The organism is Halorientalis salina (assembly GCF_005049285.1).
Lineage (GTDB): Archaea > Halobacteriota > Halobacteria > Halobacteriales > Haloarculaceae > Halorientalis > Halorientalis salina.
This window is the reverse complement of record NZ_SOSC01000002.1, coordinates 259,087-274,982: the sequence shown is the minus strand read 5'-3', so window position 1 is coordinate 274,982 and position 15,896 is coordinate 259,087. Positions and strand designations below refer to the sequence as shown.

13 protein-coding genes and 1 pseudogene are annotated in these 15,896 nt (G+C 62.8%); 7 read left to right on the top strand and 7 right to left on the bottom strand.

All coding sequences use genetic code 11. The features are described from left to right. Positions 1–37: 37 nt before the first annotated feature. The 3 genes from E2481_RS05850 (at position 38) to E2481_RS05840 (ending at position 3,328) form a co-directional block, all read left to right on the top strand. Positions 38–253: a hypothetical protein gene (locus E2481_RS05850; protein WP_136716193.1), complete on the top strand. Its 216-nt coding sequence runs from the start codon at positions 38–40 to the stop codon at positions 251–253. Positions 254–367: 114 nt separating this feature from the next. Further along, positions 368–955: a DUF2150 family protein gene (locus tag E2481_RS05845; protein ID WP_136716192.1), complete on the top strand. Its 588-nt coding sequence runs from the start codon at positions 368–370 to the stop codon at positions 953–955. A 147-nt stretch (positions 956–1,102) separates the two neighbouring features. Beyond that, positions 1,103–3,328 (top strand): hypothetical protein, encoded by a 2,226-nt coding sequence (locus E2481_RS05840; RefSeq protein WP_136716191.1) that lies wholly within the window; start codon positions 1,103–1,105, stop codon positions 3,326–3,328. Between the two features lie 21 nt (positions 3,329–3,349). Here E2481_RS05840 and E2481_RS05835 read toward each other — a convergent pair whose 3' ends face one another. Further along, on the bottom strand, positions 3,350–4,552 hold the full coding sequence (locus tag E2481_RS05835) for a hypothetical protein (protein ID WP_136716190.1): 1,203 nt from the start codon (positions 4,550–4,552) through the stop codon (positions 3,350–3,352). Positions 4,553–4,852: 300 nt separating this feature from the next. Next, positions 4,853–7,633: a BGTF surface domain-containing protein gene (locus E2481_RS05830; protein WP_136716189.1), complete on the bottom strand. Its 2,781-nt coding sequence runs from the start codon at positions 7,631–7,633 to the stop codon at positions 4,853–4,855. Between the two features lie 321 nt (positions 7,634–7,954). Between E2481_RS05830 and hmgB the strand changes: the two genes are divergently transcribed. After that, positions 7,955–9,298 (top strand): hydroxymethylglutaryl-CoA synthase, encoded by a 1,344-nt coding sequence (gene hmgB, locus E2481_RS05825; RefSeq protein ID WP_136716188.1) that lies wholly within the window; start codon positions 7,955–7,957, stop codon positions 9,296–9,298. Positions 9,299–9,440: 142 nt separating this feature from the next. Then, positions 9,441–10,604, top strand: a complete 1,164-nt coding sequence (locus E2481_RS05820; protein ID WP_136716187.1) for a hypothetical protein — start codon at positions 9,441–9,443, stop codon at positions 10,602–10,604. On the opposite strand, the gene E2481_RS05815 is transcribed toward E2481_RS05820, so the two are convergent. Then, positions 10,601–11,308, bottom strand: coding sequence for a helix-turn-helix domain-containing protein (locus E2481_RS05815; RefSeq protein ID WP_136716186.1), 708 nt, complete (start codon positions 11,306–11,308; stop codon positions 10,601–10,603). The two genes, E2481_RS05820 and E2481_RS05815, sit on opposite strands and share 4 nt — an antisense overlap. A 124-nt stretch (positions 11,309–11,432) precedes the next feature. Between E2481_RS05815 and E2481_RS05810 the strand changes: the two genes are divergently transcribed. Next, a complete protein-coding gene (locus E2481_RS05810) occupies positions 11,433–12,065 on the top strand; it encodes a metal-dependent hydrolase (RefSeq protein ID WP_136716185.1) in 633 nt (210 codons plus the stop codon). 8 nt (positions 12,066–12,073) lie between these two features. On the opposite strand, the gene E2481_RS05805 is transcribed toward E2481_RS05810, so the two are convergent. The 4 genes from E2481_RS05805 to nikR form a co-directional block, all read right to left on the bottom strand. Further along, complete coding sequence (locus tag E2481_RS05805) at positions 12,074–13,096, bottom strand: metal ABC transporter permease (RefSeq protein ID WP_256867884.1); 1,023 nt, start codon at positions 13,094–13,096, stop codon at positions 12,074–12,076. Next, positions 13,086–13,847, bottom strand: a complete 762-nt coding sequence (locus tag E2481_RS05800) for a metal ABC transporter ATP-binding protein (protein ID WP_136716183.1) — start codon at positions 13,845–13,847, stop codon at positions 13,086–13,088. The genes E2481_RS05805 and E2481_RS05800 overlap by 11 nt, the downstream gene beginning before the upstream one ends. Further along, positions 13,844–14,869 (bottom strand): metal ABC transporter substrate-binding protein, encoded by a 1,026-nt coding sequence (locus tag E2481_RS05795; RefSeq protein WP_136716182.1) that lies wholly within the window; start codon positions 14,867–14,869, stop codon positions 13,844–13,846. Before E2481_RS05795 ends, E2481_RS05800 begins: the two co-directional genes overlap by 4 nt. A gap of 297 nt (positions 14,870–15,166) precedes the next feature. After that, positions 15,167–15,586, bottom strand: coding sequence for a nickel-responsive transcriptional regulator NikR (nikR, locus tag E2481_RS05790; RefSeq protein ID WP_136716181.1), 420 nt, complete (start codon positions 15,584–15,586; stop codon positions 15,167–15,169). Between the two features lie 192 nt (positions 15,587–15,778). Here nikR and E2481_RS19185 point away from each other — a divergent pair. After that, a pseudogene (locus E2481_RS19185) lies at positions 15,779–15,892 on the top strand (AbrB/MazE/SpoVT family DNA-binding domain-containing protein); the annotation flags it as partial. Positions 15,893–15,896 lie beyond the last annotated feature (4 nt).

The window sequence follows — 15,896 nt, the reverse complement described above, 5'->3', positions numbered from 1 at the left end:
CCGAACGACTGATTCTCGTTGATACCGAAGGCGGCGCATGGATATCGACTGTCCCGACTGTGCGGTTCCGATGGAGCGGGTGACTTTCGGTATGAAAAAGGGGCTCGCCGAGTCCCAGGCCCCGTTCGTGCGGACCGCCGACAGCCGTGAGGGACTGCTCGGACGACTCGGCCTCACCGACGGGCAGCCCGTGTTGACCCTGCTGTGTCCCGAATGCGGTCTCCTGCGCCAGTACGCCGATCTCGACGCGTAGACGTCACATGCGTGGGCGACCCGTTCGTGTAATCTGTGGGCGGGTGACAGGTTCGGCGGCGTCGACGAGCGCGGCTCAGGGTGTTTATATGCTCGGCTGTGTATAGGGCGAGGTATGAGTGAACCGCCGGGAGCGTACTACACGGCAGAGCGTTGGCAGAACTGGATCGACCGGATCGACGAGGAGGAGATCGACCCGGAGGACGAGGACTCGGCGCGGCTCCTGTTGAACCTCCAGGACGACACCGCCATCGCGGTCGCGAAGATCATCACGGCCCACGACGACGGCCACCTCGACGAGGAGGAGGCCGTCGAGGAACTGGCCGAGGTCCGCGACATCGTGCTCGCGGAGGTCGAACTGGACGACGAGGAGAAACTGATGCTCGTCGACGGCGTCCAGACCTCGCTGGTCTGTGTCTTCTACGCGGCCGAGGAGTACATCGCTGGCGGCGTCGCCGAGGACGGCACCATCGAGGAGTACGTCCGCGCGGCCGCCGACGCCGAGGCCGAGGAGGACCTCGATGCGGCGCTTGGCTACTGCGCGCAGGCGGGGACGCGCATCATCGACGGCGACGAACTGGCCATGGATCTGGCCGAGGAGTTGGACTTCGGGCTGGTCGCCGAGTGGGTCAACGGGCTCGACAGCCTCCAGACGGCGATGAGCGACCCCGAGGTCGTCGAGGAAGACGAGGACAGCGAGTAAACTGCAAACAGGATTCGTGGGTCCACAATGGGGCGAGCGGGAACGTTCGGGCGACGGTCCCGAGAGTCGAAACCACGCAGGGACTGATTTTGCTCCGACAGCTGGTCACGGCGCCCGGTCTTGCAGTCCGTACCGACGCGTCAGCCAGTGGTGAGTAGTCGCTATATATATCACTCTGGATATTCAAGTTCACCGTATATGCGACTCAGGGACGACCGGCGAGGACAAGCGATCCAGATCGGAGCTGTCCTCCTGTTCGGTATCCTGATCATCAGTTTCAGCACGTATCAGGCCTTCGTCGTCCCGAACCAGAACGAGGAAATCGAGTTCAACCACAACCAGCGTGTGCAGGGGCAGATGCAGGAGGTGCGGAACGCCATCGTGTCGATTCCGGGTGGTGGCACTGGCCGCTCCGTCTCTGTCGACCTAGGCGTCAGGTATCCCAGTCGTCTCGCCGCTCTCAACCCTGGACCGCCGTCGGGAACGATCCGGACCGAGCGGACCACAAACGGGAGTTACAACCTGTCGATTCAGAACGCAGACACGAGTCCGAGCGAGAGCGACGAGGTTGGCGATGTCTGGAACGGCACTGCCCGGAACTTCACGACGGGATCGCTAGTGTACGCGCCCGATTACAATTTGTACAGCGAGGCACCGACGACGGTCTACGAGAACAGCGTGTTGTACAACGAGTTCCGGGACAACACGAACAACATCACGGGCCAGCAACTCATCGACGGGAAACGCCTGACGCTCGTCACGCTGAACGGCTCGCTCGGTACGAGCCGGTCGGACCGGATTTCGCTGGACGTTCAGTCCGCAAGCAGCTCGACCACGTCAGTATCGGTCTGGAACCGATCCGAGAACATCCGGCTCGAACTGCCGACGCGACTCTCGACGGACGACTGGCAGGGCCTCGTAGGGGACAAAGAGCACGTCACGAACGTCGACGTGGACGAGAACGCGCTGGACGGCGAGTACGGTCTGTTGCAAATCGAACTGGAACGCGATGTCAACTACACGCTCCGGATGGCGCGAGTCGGCGTCGGAGGCGGCGTACGCGAACCGGAATTCCGTTACGTGACTGACGTGGAAGGTAACGGTTCGTCCGTTACGCAGGGTAACACCCAGAAACTCGTCGTCGAGGCACGTGACGAATACAACAATCCCCTCAGTGACGTTCCCGTGAGACTGAACAAAACCGCTTCAGACATCACAAGCAACGATCTGGATCAGTCGACGAAGACGACTGGAACCGATGGCCGAGCCACGTTCCTGTATACAGCGAGCGGCAATGGCTGGAAAGACATCGTGTTCAACGCTAGTGACGACGCGACGGAGATGGACAGGGAGAAAGTGACGTTCAAAGTGAACGTGGAACAGCCAGGAACCGGCAGTACTAGCCCGAGTGGCGAACTGCGCTACAACGAGGACGCTGAGGCGTACGATGGGCCAGACTATTACTCTGCGCCAGGAGGAGTTAACTTCAGTATTACTAATGATTACGGACAGGACGTCACCGTTACTGACATCAATATCGCACCACAGAGTAACAACATCGACACTCTCACGGACGTATACGGGGACAACGAACCTCCTGGACCCGGCCGGAACGAACTGTACGTCGACGGAGATGTCTCGAACGGATACAACGATATCAACGACGGGATTACACTCCCCGGATCTATCGACATAGACTCTGACGGATTCCTCAACAACGCGAACCCAGTCGTTTCTTCGGACGGTGGTCAGATGAAGTTCTACCTGTACGAGTTTTACGGGTTCGGGTCAACAAACGTCGACATGTCGGACGAACCGGTTGATATCACGCTCAGTTACACATTCCCGGGTGGTGGAACTGGTGCCGATACGTTCACCGTGACGCCGGGTGCGGATGGGGTATCAAATCAGGCGCTCCAGCCGGTCGGTTCAGTTGGAGATGAAGTAGATACTGCTGGTGATCAACTAATATTTGATATCGAAAATACCGGTGACTCACTGGTAACAGTTGAGGAGTTTTCGATTGACGTGACCGATATCGCCACCAATGTCCAGATAAATGATAAAAAAGGCGAAGAGTTCGAGATTCAAGGCTCGACGACGCCTGGGTCGGCTAATGCTGAGGGGAACGGAAAATCGTTCGCTGCGGATGGAACATCGTACGATCTCGAAGACGAAGGTGGAACGTATGCAGAAATCGGACCGGACGACGACAGCGTCACGATAGACTTCAGATACTTCGAATATGATAAGAATTCTCCTGCAGACCTGGGATCGCTCGAAATCACCGACTCGGCAGCGGATGCCGACGTGACGGTTACGCTCGTCCTGAGTAACGGGGACAAGCAACGATTCTTCTTCAAACAGACGTAATCTTTCTGACCCTGTGTTAGTTCACGCCTGCACCGGTTCGCCGGTCCGAATCCAAGATAGTTCCAACGGGTCGGTCCAATCTTCGTCCCGGTGTTCGAACGGTCGACGGGATACTCCTGTAATGTATGTCGTCCGTCCCACTTGTTTAAAGAGTGCATACCATTGCTCGCTCTCGTAAGAGTACACGATTGGCGTCCAGTTCGTGCCACCTTCCCCGCCGATCTGTACTTCAATTTGATCCGATTGCCAGACAGTGTTCCGGTCCAACAGGGAGCGTGTTGCGGATCTGGCCGCGTCTGTATTCGTGTACCGCTGACAAAAAATAGTCTGCGACGGAAACTCCTCACTGTATCTTACGGTGTTCTCCCACATGTTGACGATAGCGTAGCAAACATCAACCCGATCGTCATCAACAGTCAGTGGTTTCACGAGGCTTTGTAGCTGTAGTTCTCCAGACAGCGATGTCGAACCGTTAATAGACATCACAGGTTCGGTTTGGGCAAGCGCCTCGGCTCGATCTTCGCCGACAGTTCTTGCATGTACAAACGCAGTGTGTGAGTACTGTCCGCGATAGTCGAGTTCAAACAATGGTGGATCCGGGTTTGGCCCCGTTCCTGACGCTGTGAGATACTTGACTAGCCGGTTGCGGATCGGATCGTTCGAGAGATTCTCCTGGACGTACTTACTGCCGGTGACTGTCTCGTAGTGTTCGTACAGGCGTATGAGGCCGGCGACGACCATCGCGGCGTCGCCCATCGTGTTGAACTGCTCGATGACGTCGATGGTGCTGGCCCCGAACTGCCGTTCCTTCCCCGCGCCTGAAAAGTGTGGGTGTAACTCCTCCTCGAACGTGTCCGCGAACGCGTCAGTTTTTTGACGGAGGCTGTCAATGGCCCCGCTGTCCAGCAGCGGTGGCTCCGGATCGTCCTCGATCGGCTCCTGCCAGTTGATATCAAACCGCCGCCAGCGCTTATCGCCTTTCTCCCACCAGATGTCCCAGGGCCACCCCTGGTCCATTCGGGGGCGATCGATCTCGCCGTCGAGACGGCGCACGTCCTGCTTGGTGAGTGGGACCGCCTCGGCGACCTCGTTGACCGTCGACGTGACCTCCTCACCGGCCTCCTTGAACGCCGCTATCGCCCCCTGGTACTCGGACGCGAACCAGTCCAACTCGTCCATGATCCGCTCTGTCGTCTCCGCGAGGCGGCCCTCCGCCTCGGTCATCGTCGACTGCTCGGTTGCCGTCGGTTCGGACTGCTCGGCGACAGTATCGCCGCCCGGTGTCTCCTCGACCGGCCGGTCCGGATTCCGGACTGGAGTCTCCGTTCCACCGTCGGTAGCGTTCTGCGTCTGCCCTCGTGTGAGACAGCCCGCCGAGCCCAGTCCAAGCCCGGCCCCGAGAGCCCGAAGTAACACTCGTCGCTGGTGGTCCATACTCCATAGACAGTCCTCGGACATATAATCATTTAGCCACGACGACGCGCGATCCGTCTCGACCCGTCCTCTGACGCAGGTGGGGGTGACTTACACCCTGTTCCAGCGGCGGAACAGGACCACGCCTCCGCTCACGAGCGCGAGAACCGCCCCACCGACGACGAAGTTGGGGAGACCAGACTCGTTTCCGCTGCCTCCGGTGTCCGTCGATGTCCCGTTTGGCTGTCCACCTGCGGGTGTGTTCGTGGCCGTCGCCCCATCGGGTGACGTTGTTGTCTCGGTGTCCGGTGTCGTGGCGTTCGTCTCGTTGGTCCGGTCGTTCGTTCCGGTGACGTTGACGGTCGCGTTCGCCGTCGCGTCCTGCGTGCTCGCGGTAATGCTGATGGTGTCGGCTTCGGCTCCGGCTACCACGTTCTCAGAGAGGCTCTCAAACTCGCCGCGGTCGAGGTCGAACACGCCTCTGACGGCGGTTTCCCCGGCGACGCTCAGGGCCAACTCGCCCGTCCCGGATTGGTCGCCGGTATTCGTGACTGTCGCGGACACGTTGAACGTCTCGTTTGCTGCGACGCGCTTCGGTGCCTCGACACCTACGTCGAAATACTTCGATTGTACCTGGCTGAGGTTCCGGAAGACGACGTCGTAACTGCCGATCTGATCATCACCGACAGTAAACGTCAGGTATCCCTCCTCACCGACGACGCGGCTACTCAGGTCGAGTTCGGTACTGAACGACCCGTCGTCCTCGATTTCGATCTGCTCTCGGGCGAGGAAGCTCGGGTCCTCGTCCGGCAGGTCCTGATCCGGTGGGGTGAGCCGCACGCTGACTCGCGCGGTTGAACCGGGGGCGACGTTCGTTCTGCCCGAGACCAGCGCGTTCGCGTTCGGAGCGAGCTGAACGGTCTCTCCGTCAGTGTTCGAGAACGTCACCGCTTGTTCCTCGACGGAGATCGTCGCGGCTTCGGTCACGTTCTCGCGAACGCTCGAACCGAAGTACGGGTACGCCGGGTCGGACGTATCGCCGCTCCGGCCACCGAGTGGTTCCCGGCCAGCCGTGAACCGGAACTCGCTACCGGGCGCGACGTACCGCAGTTCCGTATCGAACTCCTCGCCGTCTGACAGGCCGTCGGTGAACGGTTCGGCATCGGTGTCGACGACGATGCCCAGCGAACCGACGTTGTCTTCGGCCGTCTGCTGAGTCACGAGCGCGTACACCTCGTTCTCGCTCGCACTCGAAACGTCCAACTCGTTCCGGTCGCGGTTGACCTTTCGCTCTCCCTCGAACGAGAACTGTATGCCCTCGCCCTGCCAGTCCGTGTCGCCACCGGCGAGTTCGTGCAGGACGTTCGGCTGGTATCCCTCGGACAGTCCCTCGTCGATGTCGTTGCCGTTCTGGATGTAGTCGATCGTCGCCATCGCGCCGACGAACCCGGTCGCGTTGAACCGGATGAGGGCCTTATCGCCCAGCGAGATGTCGGCGCGGTTCGTGAGGTCCGACGAGAGCGCTGTCAGGCTGCTCGCGTCGTCGGCGTCCCCGGCCGGAGCGGTCCACGTGGTCACGTCTCTGACGGACGGCTGGACGAGGTCGAACTCGGCGGTCCCGATCTCGTCGTCGACTGTCGGGTCCCCGTCGTCGACGACGAACCGTCCCTCGTTGGCGACGATCAGATCGTAGTCGGTCGGCTGTAAGGGGCGCGAGAGTTGTTCCGTCGGCGTCGCGCCGTTTACCTCCTGAACGTACTCGGCGAACGTGAGCTCGTTCGCGTCGTCGACGCTCCCGTCGTAGAACGTCGCCCTGGTCACGTCGGTGCCCTCGTTCCCGATGGATTCGTCGTGGATGTAGCTCGAAACCGTGTCGCTTTCTGAGTAGTACACGACATCGGAATCTCCGCTATCGAGGCCGCTCAGCTCGTCGTGGTTCGTCCCCGCGAGACGGGTGTTCATCACGAACGAAACGTCGCCGTCACCGTCGTCGTCGCTGAGATAGAGAACGTCGACGAAGCTGCCGGACGGATCGGCGAACTGCACCCACCCCTCGTCGGTCGCATCGAGGGACACGCTCACCGCCGCCAGATCACCGGCGGCTCGCGTGTACAGCGACTGGCCGAACTCCGCCGTCGTCTCCCCAGTCTGGAGGGTGACGTTGTCCGAGGATGTCGTGTCCGTCACCGACAGCTCGAACTCGTACTCCTCGTTGGCCGACAGGCCTTCCTCTTCGGCGAGGTTCGAAAAGTTTGCGACGATCTCCTCTTCGGTCTCGAAGCGCGTCGAGTCCGAGAGGTTCAGCGTGATGTAGCCGTTGTTTCGGAGTTCCTCGACGCCGTCTCCCTCCTCGCGATCGAACCCGAGCCGGTCGAGCGGCAGGTGGTTCGGGTTGGTGACTTCCGTGAGTCCGGTGTCGGGGTGGACGAACGTCGCGTTCAACTCGTCGTAATCGAGTCCGTCCGCACTGATCGTCACGTTGTAGTCCGGGTTGCGATTGCTGAACACGTCGAACGTTACCTCCTCGTCGTCCTCGGTCACGGTCTCCTGTGACGACTCGACGTCGAACTCCTGTGTCAGGATCGCGAACTCGGTCTGGTACTCCCGGTAGGAACTCCTGTTGTTGATCGCGAACTGACCGCCGTCATCGAGAACGCTCGTATCGAGCGTGATCTTCCCGTCTTCCACCGTTTCGGTATCGACCAGTCGGGTGTCTTCGCCCTGTTCAATCTCGTAAAAGAACACCGTGTCTTCGTTGTCGACCTCGAAATCACCGTTATCGCTCCCAGTGACTCCGACTTCGAGTTCCTGTCCGAGATAGACGACCGAGGACGGGAGGTCGTTCGCTGAAACTTCCGTCGGTGCGTTCGTCGCAGCCGCTGTACCTGTCAAAGGAAGTCCAATAACGGTCGTCGAAAGAACGACGAGCACGACCAGATAGATCGCTTTTGTTTTCTTCCGAGGTGATGGATGGGTCATGTGTTCGTTTGGGTATCGCGATCCTGTAGACGCTGCTTGCCCGTCTCGTTATCTTCTGGTGATATGTTGTTGATGCGCTAGCATATATTAGTTTATGGCTCCGGCTGTGCTCGTTCCGCGCAACTGAGACATCGCCTGCGATCGGGATCGCCTGCGCTCTACCGACCACGATATTCGACGCCTGTCGAACGTTCAGTCGACAATATATTATAGTTGCTCGCCTGAGATGGTGATATGACAGCGGTCGGCATCGACGCCATCGAAATCCGAACGGGCAAACTCGAACTCGACCTGGCCGAGACGTTCGCACCGGCCAAAGGCGAGGAACCGGAAAAATACACGAAAGGGCTCGGACTGCACTCGAGTTCGTTCCCCGACGCCTACGAGGACATCGTGACGATGGGGGCCAACGCCGCCCATCGGCTGATGGAACGGAAGGGGCTAACGCCCGCGGACATCGGGCGCATCGACGTGGCGACCGAAAGCGCGTTCGACAACTCCAAGCCCGTCTCGACGTACATCGCCGGCTGCCTGGAGCAGGTGTACGACGGCGACTTCCACCACGCCAACAAGGGCGAACGGAAGTTCGCCTGCGTCGCTGGGACCCAGAGCATCGACGACGCGTACAACTGGATCCGTGCCGGCCGTCACCGCGGCCGTGCGGCGCTGGTCGTCGCGACCGACACCGCCCTCTACGCCCGCGGTGACCCCGGCGAAGCGACCCAGGGGGCTGGTGCCGTCGCGATGCTCATCACCGAGGACCCGGATCTGGTCGCGCTCTCGACCGAGCAGGGCTACGGCAGCGCCGACGAGACGGACTTCCTCAAGCCCAACCAGCAGTTCCCGTCCGTCGACGGGAAGCGCTCGGTGCAGGTCTACCTCGCGCGGATGCGCGAAGCGGTCAGGGACTACGAGTCGGTCGCTGGCGAGATCCCCCCCGACGAGTTCGTCCTGCTCCCGTTCCACACCCCGTTCCCGGGGATGGTCCGGAAGGCTGCCGCGCTAGCCTACCGGCACATGATCCGCGACACAGCAGTCGAGGAGGAACTCGCGCCGGACATCGGCCGCCAGCCCCGGCCCGAGGCGTTCGACACCGACGAGGAGTACGTCGACGCGATGGGTGAGTACACGGACGAACTCGTCGAGACCGACCGCTATCTCGACTGGTACGAAGCGACCGTCGACCCGACGCTCTCGATCAGCCGCGAGGTGGGTAACTGGTACACCGGGAGCGTTCACGTCGCCCGCGCGAGCGGACTCAAACACGCCCTCGAATCGGGGATGGACCTGACGGGCGAGACGCTGGGCGTCGCCTCCTACGGCAGCGGGGCGCAGGCGGAGGTCCACGCCGAGACCGTCCAGCCCGGCTGGGAGGCCGAAATCGAGGCCCTGAACGTCGACGAACAGCTCGAAGCCCGGTACAGCATCTCCTACGAGGAGTACAAGCACATCCACGACGTCCACAACCACGACAAGGATACCGACGCCGAAGCCGAGGCGTTCACCCCGCCCGAGGCGGAGTTCGTCTTCGACGGCTGGGGCCGGATGGGCGAGCGGAAGTACCGGTACGTGGAGTGACGGGATCGTAGTCGGGGCCAATCGGCCGTCAGACGGGCGGCTGACTCCTCTCTCGGACGGCTCCGCCGCCTTCTGGCGAAAATCATAATTCTTCGAACAGTCGGCGAGAAGATTCAAATCGGATGGGAATTTAGAGGGTGACATGGCCACCCTCGCGGAGAAGGTGTCGGTCGGAGTCCTCCTCGCCGTCGGCGTCGCGTACGCGGTCGTCCCGAGCCGAGTGTCTCGAATCCTCTCGCCGGGAACGACGCTCATCGTCGACGGGATTCTGTGGGCGGACGCGACCCTCCCGCGCCCGCTGTTTCTCAGCATCGTCTTCCTCGTCACGACGGTCGTGTCGATCCTGATCGCGATCTCGGTCGGCCGCGTGCTCTACACGCTGTTGAAACTCGGCGGGCCGCGCACGAAACGCGCTTACGAGTTCGTGATGCCCAGTACGCCGATCGGCAAGGTCATCGTGGGTATGGGCCTGATAACCGCCTTCCTCTTCGGGTCGGTCTGGGGGCTCCCGTACGTCCTCGGCGAGCTCGACGGGGGGAGTTCCGAGGACCTCGTCGACAACCAGGCCCAGGCGCTGTCGGTCCTGAACGGCGACACCACGACGGCCGGCGGGGGCGAGGCGCTGGCAGACGTCAACGCCTACGACCGGCCCAGTCCGGACGCCGACGGTGACCGGTTGCGGGACGGGTGGGAACGGGCCGGCGAGACCCCGGACGGCGTCGCGCTCTCGGATGCCGACCCCGACCGGATGGACCTGTACGTGCAGGTGAACTACGGTGGCGGGACCTATCCGCTCTCGGAGACCGAAAAGGAACAGCTTCGGCGGGTCTGGCGCGAGATGCCGGTCGAAAACCCGGACGGATCGACCGGGATCGCCGTTCACATCTCCGACAGTCCGCCGCGGGGCGGCGGACTCGGCACGCAGGTCTCGGTCAACGGCTCCGAATCGGCGGCGATCCACCAGTACTACACCGACCGGTACCTCGGGCAGCGGGCCTGCCGCTATCACCAGGTCGTGATCGGTGACGTCCGCGAGTCCGGAACCGCCGGCGTCGCGGACAGCCCAGGGTTCGCGTCGGTCGTCGAGGACAACCGCAGCGGCTACGACGGCAACGTCTCGAAGCGCGTTCACGTCATCACGCACGAACTGCTCCACAACGTCGCGGCACCGGTCGGCCACACGGAGGACGGCTGGCTCACGCCGTCGACGGACCCCGCCGAGGAGCACCTCTCGGATACGACGGCGCGCTACATCGAAGAAAACGGGTTCGCCGGGTCGGGCTACTACCAGCGAAACCTCTGTTAGGGCAGTTCGGCCAGGTTCTCCAGCATCGTCGGCAGATCCGCCGTCGTGACGGCCAGCGAGAAGCCGTCGACGCGGGCCAGCGCCGGCGCGTGTTCCCAGAGTTCGTCCTCCTCGATGTCGTGGAGGACGACGGCGTTGGGCGTCGGCGTGACCACGCGCATGGCGACCAGCGGTGACTCGCCGCGGGTGACGCTCGTAAACACCAGTGCGCGGTTGGTCGATTGTCCGTACAGGCGGTAGAACTCCTCGCTGGAGAGGCGCGTGATGGCCTCGATGCTGTCGATGACGGTGTGGCCGGCGACGGTGTCCTGGTTACCCCGGACGATCTCGGTCGCGTCGATGGCGTCGTAGTAGCGTTCGATCGGGATCGTCGCGGGGTACTCGCGGAGGTCGTGGACGATGTCGCTCTCGAAGCCGGCCGAGAGCACGCGGGCGTGCTGGCGGATGCGCCCGCCGCCGCGGTGCTCGTCGATGTCGAGCAGTGCGGTCACGACGCGGTTGACGATGCCGATACCCGGACTCGCGCGCCGGCCGCTCTCGTAGTCGGAGACGACCGACGAGGAGACGTCGAGCCGGTCGGCGAGTTCGGTCTGGGAGACGTCGAAGTCCGAACGCCACTTCCGGAGAGTGGCACCAGGGTCCTCGCTGAGCGTGATCTCGCCGGCAATCTTCTCGGCGAGTTCGCGACGGGGGCCACGAGCCATGTAGATTTCCCTCTCCCGTCCGATGGAAAAGCGTATCGACACCGATCTCTCGGTGAAGCGTCACCGACGGTCCGGAAACACTTGCCGGAAACGATTTGTGGCTGTCGGCCCCACAATCCGTGGCATGCCCTCCACGGTAGTGCATCTCGCACTCGCTGGACTGATCGCCGCCGGACTGCTTGGCACGGCCTTCTCGCTGCGGAGCCTCGCGGTCGTCCTCGCCGTCGTCGCCCTCGCCGATTTCGACGTGTTCGTCGGAATGGTCATCCCTGGAACGCATCGGGCCGCCTTCCATACGCTCTTGCTCCCGCTGGCGGTCGCCGGGATCGTCGCCTACGACACGCGAGTCCGCGAGTCGTCGCTGCTCCGGGCGCGGTTCGGCCAGCACGGATCGACGGTCGCCTGGACGGCCGTCGTGGCCTTTGCCTTCGCCGCCGTCGGGCTGGACCTCTTTACGAGCGGTGCGAACCCGATGTATCCGCTCCACGATCAGTTCTACGAGGTGAACGGGAAAGCGATCCTCTCGAACCACCAGGGGTTCGTTCAGACGTTCGTCGAACTCGACGGCGGGACCGTCGAGGCCAAACAACTCGGCTCGACCGAGGAGGTCCACGTCAACAGCGGCGTCGACCCGACACGCGGTGCGGAACCGGAGAACGTCCGCCGGGTGTTCCCCGTCGCACAGGCCGGTTGGCAACTTCTGCTCGTGCTGACGAGCCTCGTCGTCGTCGGCGGACGCCTCCGGGAGGAGATATAAACTGCGTCTCAGTCCTCGTCCCCACCGTCGGCTTTCGGCTGGGGAGTCCGGTCCCCCGCCGGTGTCGTTCCGCCGGCCGCGAGACGGCGGGGGACGAAGCGTCCGCCCACGCGAACGACGAGATAGAGGCCGATCGCCGTCAGGACGATGGTCCCGCCGGCCGCGAGGCGGTACTGGTACGCGATGGAGATTCCCAGCACTGCGCCGATCTCGGCGGCGACCACGCCGGCGAGGAGCGAGCGCCTGAAACTGCGGGCCCCGTCGACGGTGGCGACGGGGATAACGAGCAGCGCGGCCACGAGGATGACGCCCATGATCTGCATGGCGCTGACGACGACCAGCGCCGTCAGCACGGTCATCAGTCGGTTGAACCACGCGACGCTGATGCCGGCCACTCGCGCCGCCGTCGGGTCGAAGGTGACATACAGCAACGGTCGGTAGGAGATCGCGACGACCACGGAGACCAGCAGCGTCATCACCACCAGCAGCCCGACGTTGGCCTTCGAGACGGTCGCGAGCGAGCCGAACAGGTAGGCGTTGATACCCACGGCGATTCCCCCCTCGGTCGCCGAGATGAGGACGCTCCCGAGTGCGAACCCGCCGGTCAGGACCATCGCCAGCGAGGTGTCGGTCGTCACGTCGCCGTGCTGGACCAGCAACTCGACGAGCAGCGCCGTGGCGACGGCGACGACGAAGGCCGTCCCGATGGGCGACAGGCCCAGTTCGAGCACGCTGTTCAGGAAGAGTCCGACCGCGACCCCCGCGAAGGCGGTATGGGCGAGCGTGTCCGCGATCATCGAGATCTCGCGGTGGACCAGGAAGGCCCCGACCAGCGGGCCGATGATCCCGATACAGATCGCCGCCAGGTACGCTCGCTGCATGAACGGGTACTCGAGCATCCCAACGCCGAGCGCGCCGCTCAGTTCGGCCAGGAGCCGGCCCCACACCTCGACGAGGAACCAGTCGAACGCACCGCTGATGGGGTCGGTGACCGCGGACTGGAGCGGTGTCGGGGACATCTCAGTGACCATGGTGGACCGGGGCTTGATTGGTGCCGTAGGCGTCGGCGAGGGCGTTCGTCTCGACGAACGTCTCCGGGTCGCCGTGGAAGTACAGTTCGCGGTTCAGACAGGCGATCTCGCTGGCGTGGGTCGTCACCACGCCGATGTCGTGTTCGATGAGGACGATGGTGAGTCCCTCGTCGTTGAGTTCGTGGAGGAGGTCGTAGAACCGCTCGCGGGACTCGGCGTCGACGCCGACCGTCGGCTCGTCGAGCACGAGCAGGTCGGCCTCGGCCGCGAGCGCGCGGGCGATGAAGACCCGCTGGCGCTGGCCGCCCGAGAGGTTTCCCACCCGTCGGTCGGCCAGGTCGGCCACGTCGACGCGGTCGAGTGCGTCGTCGATGGCCCGACGGTCCGCAGCGGAGAACCGACCGACGAGTCGATGCGGGTATCGGCCCATCGCGACGGCTTCCCGCACCGTCACTGGCATGCGCCCGGCCGCCGCGGTGGCGTGCTGGGCGACGTAGCCGACCCGCTCCCCGTCGTCGAACTCGTGGGCCGGTTCGCCGAACAGCGTCACCGTTCCTGTATCCGGCCGCCGGAGCCCCAGCAGCAACTCGACGAGCGTCGTCTTTCCCGATCCGTTCGGACCGACCAACCCGAGGAACGCGCCCGGGTCGACGGTCAACGAAACGTCCGCGAGGACGGGCCGCTCGCCGAAGCCGAAGTCCACGTCTGCGACCTCGACCACTGGTTCCGGGCCCGATTCTGCGCCGCTCATGAGACGTCCAGTGCGGCTTCGAGCGTCGGCAGGTTCACCTGTTGCATTACTTCGGCGTAGCCCCACCCCTTCTCGTCCCACTCGTCGGTCTGGCCCGGGATGGAAGTCAACGGGAGTATCTCGGTCGCGGCCGTCTCCTCGCGCAGTTGTTCGGCGGCCTGCTGTGATTCCAGGGGGTCCGCACAGATGTACTCGATGTCGTGTTCGTCGACGACGTGCTGAGCGGCTTCGATGTCCCGGGCCGTCGGCGTGTCGTCCGGGGACACGTCGGTCAGCGTCTTCACCTCGAAGCCGTAGCGGGCACCGAGATAGCCGAACGCGTTATGGCCGGCGACGAGGACTACGTCCTTCGAGGCCGTCGCCAGGCTCTCTTCGATGGTTTCGTGAAGGTCGTCCAGGTCCGAGCGGTACGCCTCGGCGTTCGCCGCGTAGGCGTCCGCGTTGTCGCCGTCCACGTTCACGAATCCCGCCCGAATGGTGGCGACGGCCTGCTTGGCTCGAATCGGATCGAGCCAGAAGTGCGGGTCTGCCCCCTCCGCGTGGTCGTGTCCGTCGTCGCGCTGTTCGCTCTCGTTGTGCTCCCCAGGACTCTCTTCGCCGTCGTGTTCGTCCTCATTTTCTCCCTCGTGGGTATCATGTTCGCCGGGTGCGGATAGGTCGATCCCATCGGCCGCCGAGACGGGGACGACCGCAGCGTCGTCGCTCTCGATGGACGTGACGATGTCGTCGGCCCAGGGCTGGAACCCTTCCATCCCGTGGACGAACAGGTCCGCGTCCAACACGTCGCCCTGAATCCGCGGTCCGGGTTCCCAGCCGTGGCCGTGCTGACCCAATGGGACGAGCGTCTCCGCCGTCGCCGCGTCACCGGCGACCTTCGCGGCGAAGTCCCCGAAGACGTGAAAGGACGCCTGCGCCGTCGTTCCCGTCGCGGAGCCCTCCCTGGAGAGACACCCCGAGAGTGCGCCCGTCGTGAGCAGTCCTGCTGACGCTACGATTGTTTCTCGACGCGTGAGTTTTGGCATATATTATTAATACTGTAGCCATTTCTAATAACAACTGTGGTTCGCGATAAGGCCGTCGTTCAGTGCCGAGTCTAGGAGGGATGTTGTCCCCAATCCGATTCAGAGGCCGTCAAATACGACTTTGTTACGGTAACCGAATGCTCGGCCATCGAGGTCAGCTACGATAGGCGGTCGCAAACGAGTTTGCCGGGCGCCCACCGATTATTAATCAAAATAACTAATTTAATACAAAAATCAAGATATATTTGCCTATTACTACCTTACGGCACGACGACGGAGCGACGATGCGACTGCCGATCAGGAGAACATTCCGATGTCGTCGACCGGCAACACCGAGTAGTCGACCGACAGTGTGTCCTTCGTCGCGCGAACCTTGCCTACGAAGGAAGAGATGTCTTCGAGTTCGCCTTCGAGCACGAACAGTTCCATGCAGTAGTGGTCGCCGACGTGGCTGTGGAAGTTCGAGGCCACGAGGTCCTCGTGGTCGTGGCGCAGGTGCATCATCTTCTCCTCGACGCTCGTGGTCTCGTAGTCGAAGATGACGGTAACGACGGCCATCAACTCGCGGTCCTCCAGTCGCTTGTCCTGGAACTCCCCGAGGAGGTTCCGGGATGCCTCCCGGAACACCTCGCTCCGTCCGGTGTAGCCGTGGTTCTCCGCGAACTCGTCGATCCGTTCGAGCAAGTCGTCCGGCATCGAGACGCTGACGACGGTCATGTATTAACTCATCGCCGTCGAGTTATTAAATCTTAGTTTCCCCCTGTCGACTGCGTCGAATCGTGTCGCGTTCCGGCGTACCACCGGTCGTCCGCTCGGAGTGCAGGACGTGAGTGACGTCCGGCGCACCGACGGTGGGTGAGTTAGTGCATGCGGGGAACGCTTTTACGACGATCCACCGTACGACCTCGTATGTCTGATGGACCGCTTGACGCGCTCCGAGACGAGTTCGCCGACGTCGAATCGACGAGCGACGAACTCCGCGAGCGTGCGCGTGAGACGGCGCTGGACGAGACTGGACGCTGAAACG

Bases quoted from the DNA above. Each gene is read 5' to 3' on its own strand.
- E2481_RS05850 (WP_136716193.1), top strand. From the start codon at position 38: ATGGATATCGACTGTCCCGACTGTGCGGTTCCGATGGAGCGGGTGACT.
- E2481_RS05845 (WP_136716192.1), top strand. From the start codon at position 368: ATGAGTGAACCGCCGGGAGCGTACTACACGGCAGAGCGTTGGCAGAAC.
- E2481_RS05835 (WP_136716190.1), bottom strand. From the start codon at position 4,552: ATGACCGAGGCGGAGGGCCGCCTCGCGGAGACGACAGAGCGGATCATG.
- hmgB (WP_136716188.1), top strand. From the start codon at position 7,955: ATGACAGCGGTCGGCATCGACGCCATCGAAATCCGAACGGGCAAACTC.
- E2481_RS05820 (WP_136716187.1), top strand. From the start codon at position 9,441: ATGGCCACCCTCGCGGAGAAGGTGTCGGTCGGAGTCCTCCTCGCCGTC.
- E2481_RS05815 (WP_136716186.1), bottom strand. From the start codon at position 11,308: ATGGCTCGTGGCCCCCGTCGCGAACTCGCCGAGAAGATTGCCGGCGAG.
- E2481_RS05810 (WP_136716185.1), top strand. From the start codon at position 11,433: ATGCCCTCCACGGTAGTGCATCTCGCACTCGCTGGACTGATCGCCGCC.
- E2481_RS05805 (WP_256867884.1), bottom strand. From the start codon at position 13,096: ATGGTCACTGAGATGTCCCCGACACCGCTCCAGTCCGCGGTCACCGAC.
- E2481_RS05800 (WP_136716183.1), bottom strand. From the start codon at position 13,847: ATGAGCGGCGCAGAATCGGGCCCGGAACCAGTGGTCGAGGTCGCAGAC.
- E2481_RS05795 (WP_136716182.1), bottom strand. From the start codon at position 14,869: ATGCCAAAACTCACGCGTCGAGAAACAATCGTAGCGTCAGCAGGACTG.
- nikR (WP_136716181.1), bottom strand. From the start codon at position 15,586: ATGACCGTCGTCAGCGTCTCGATGCCGGACGACTTGCTCGAACGGATC.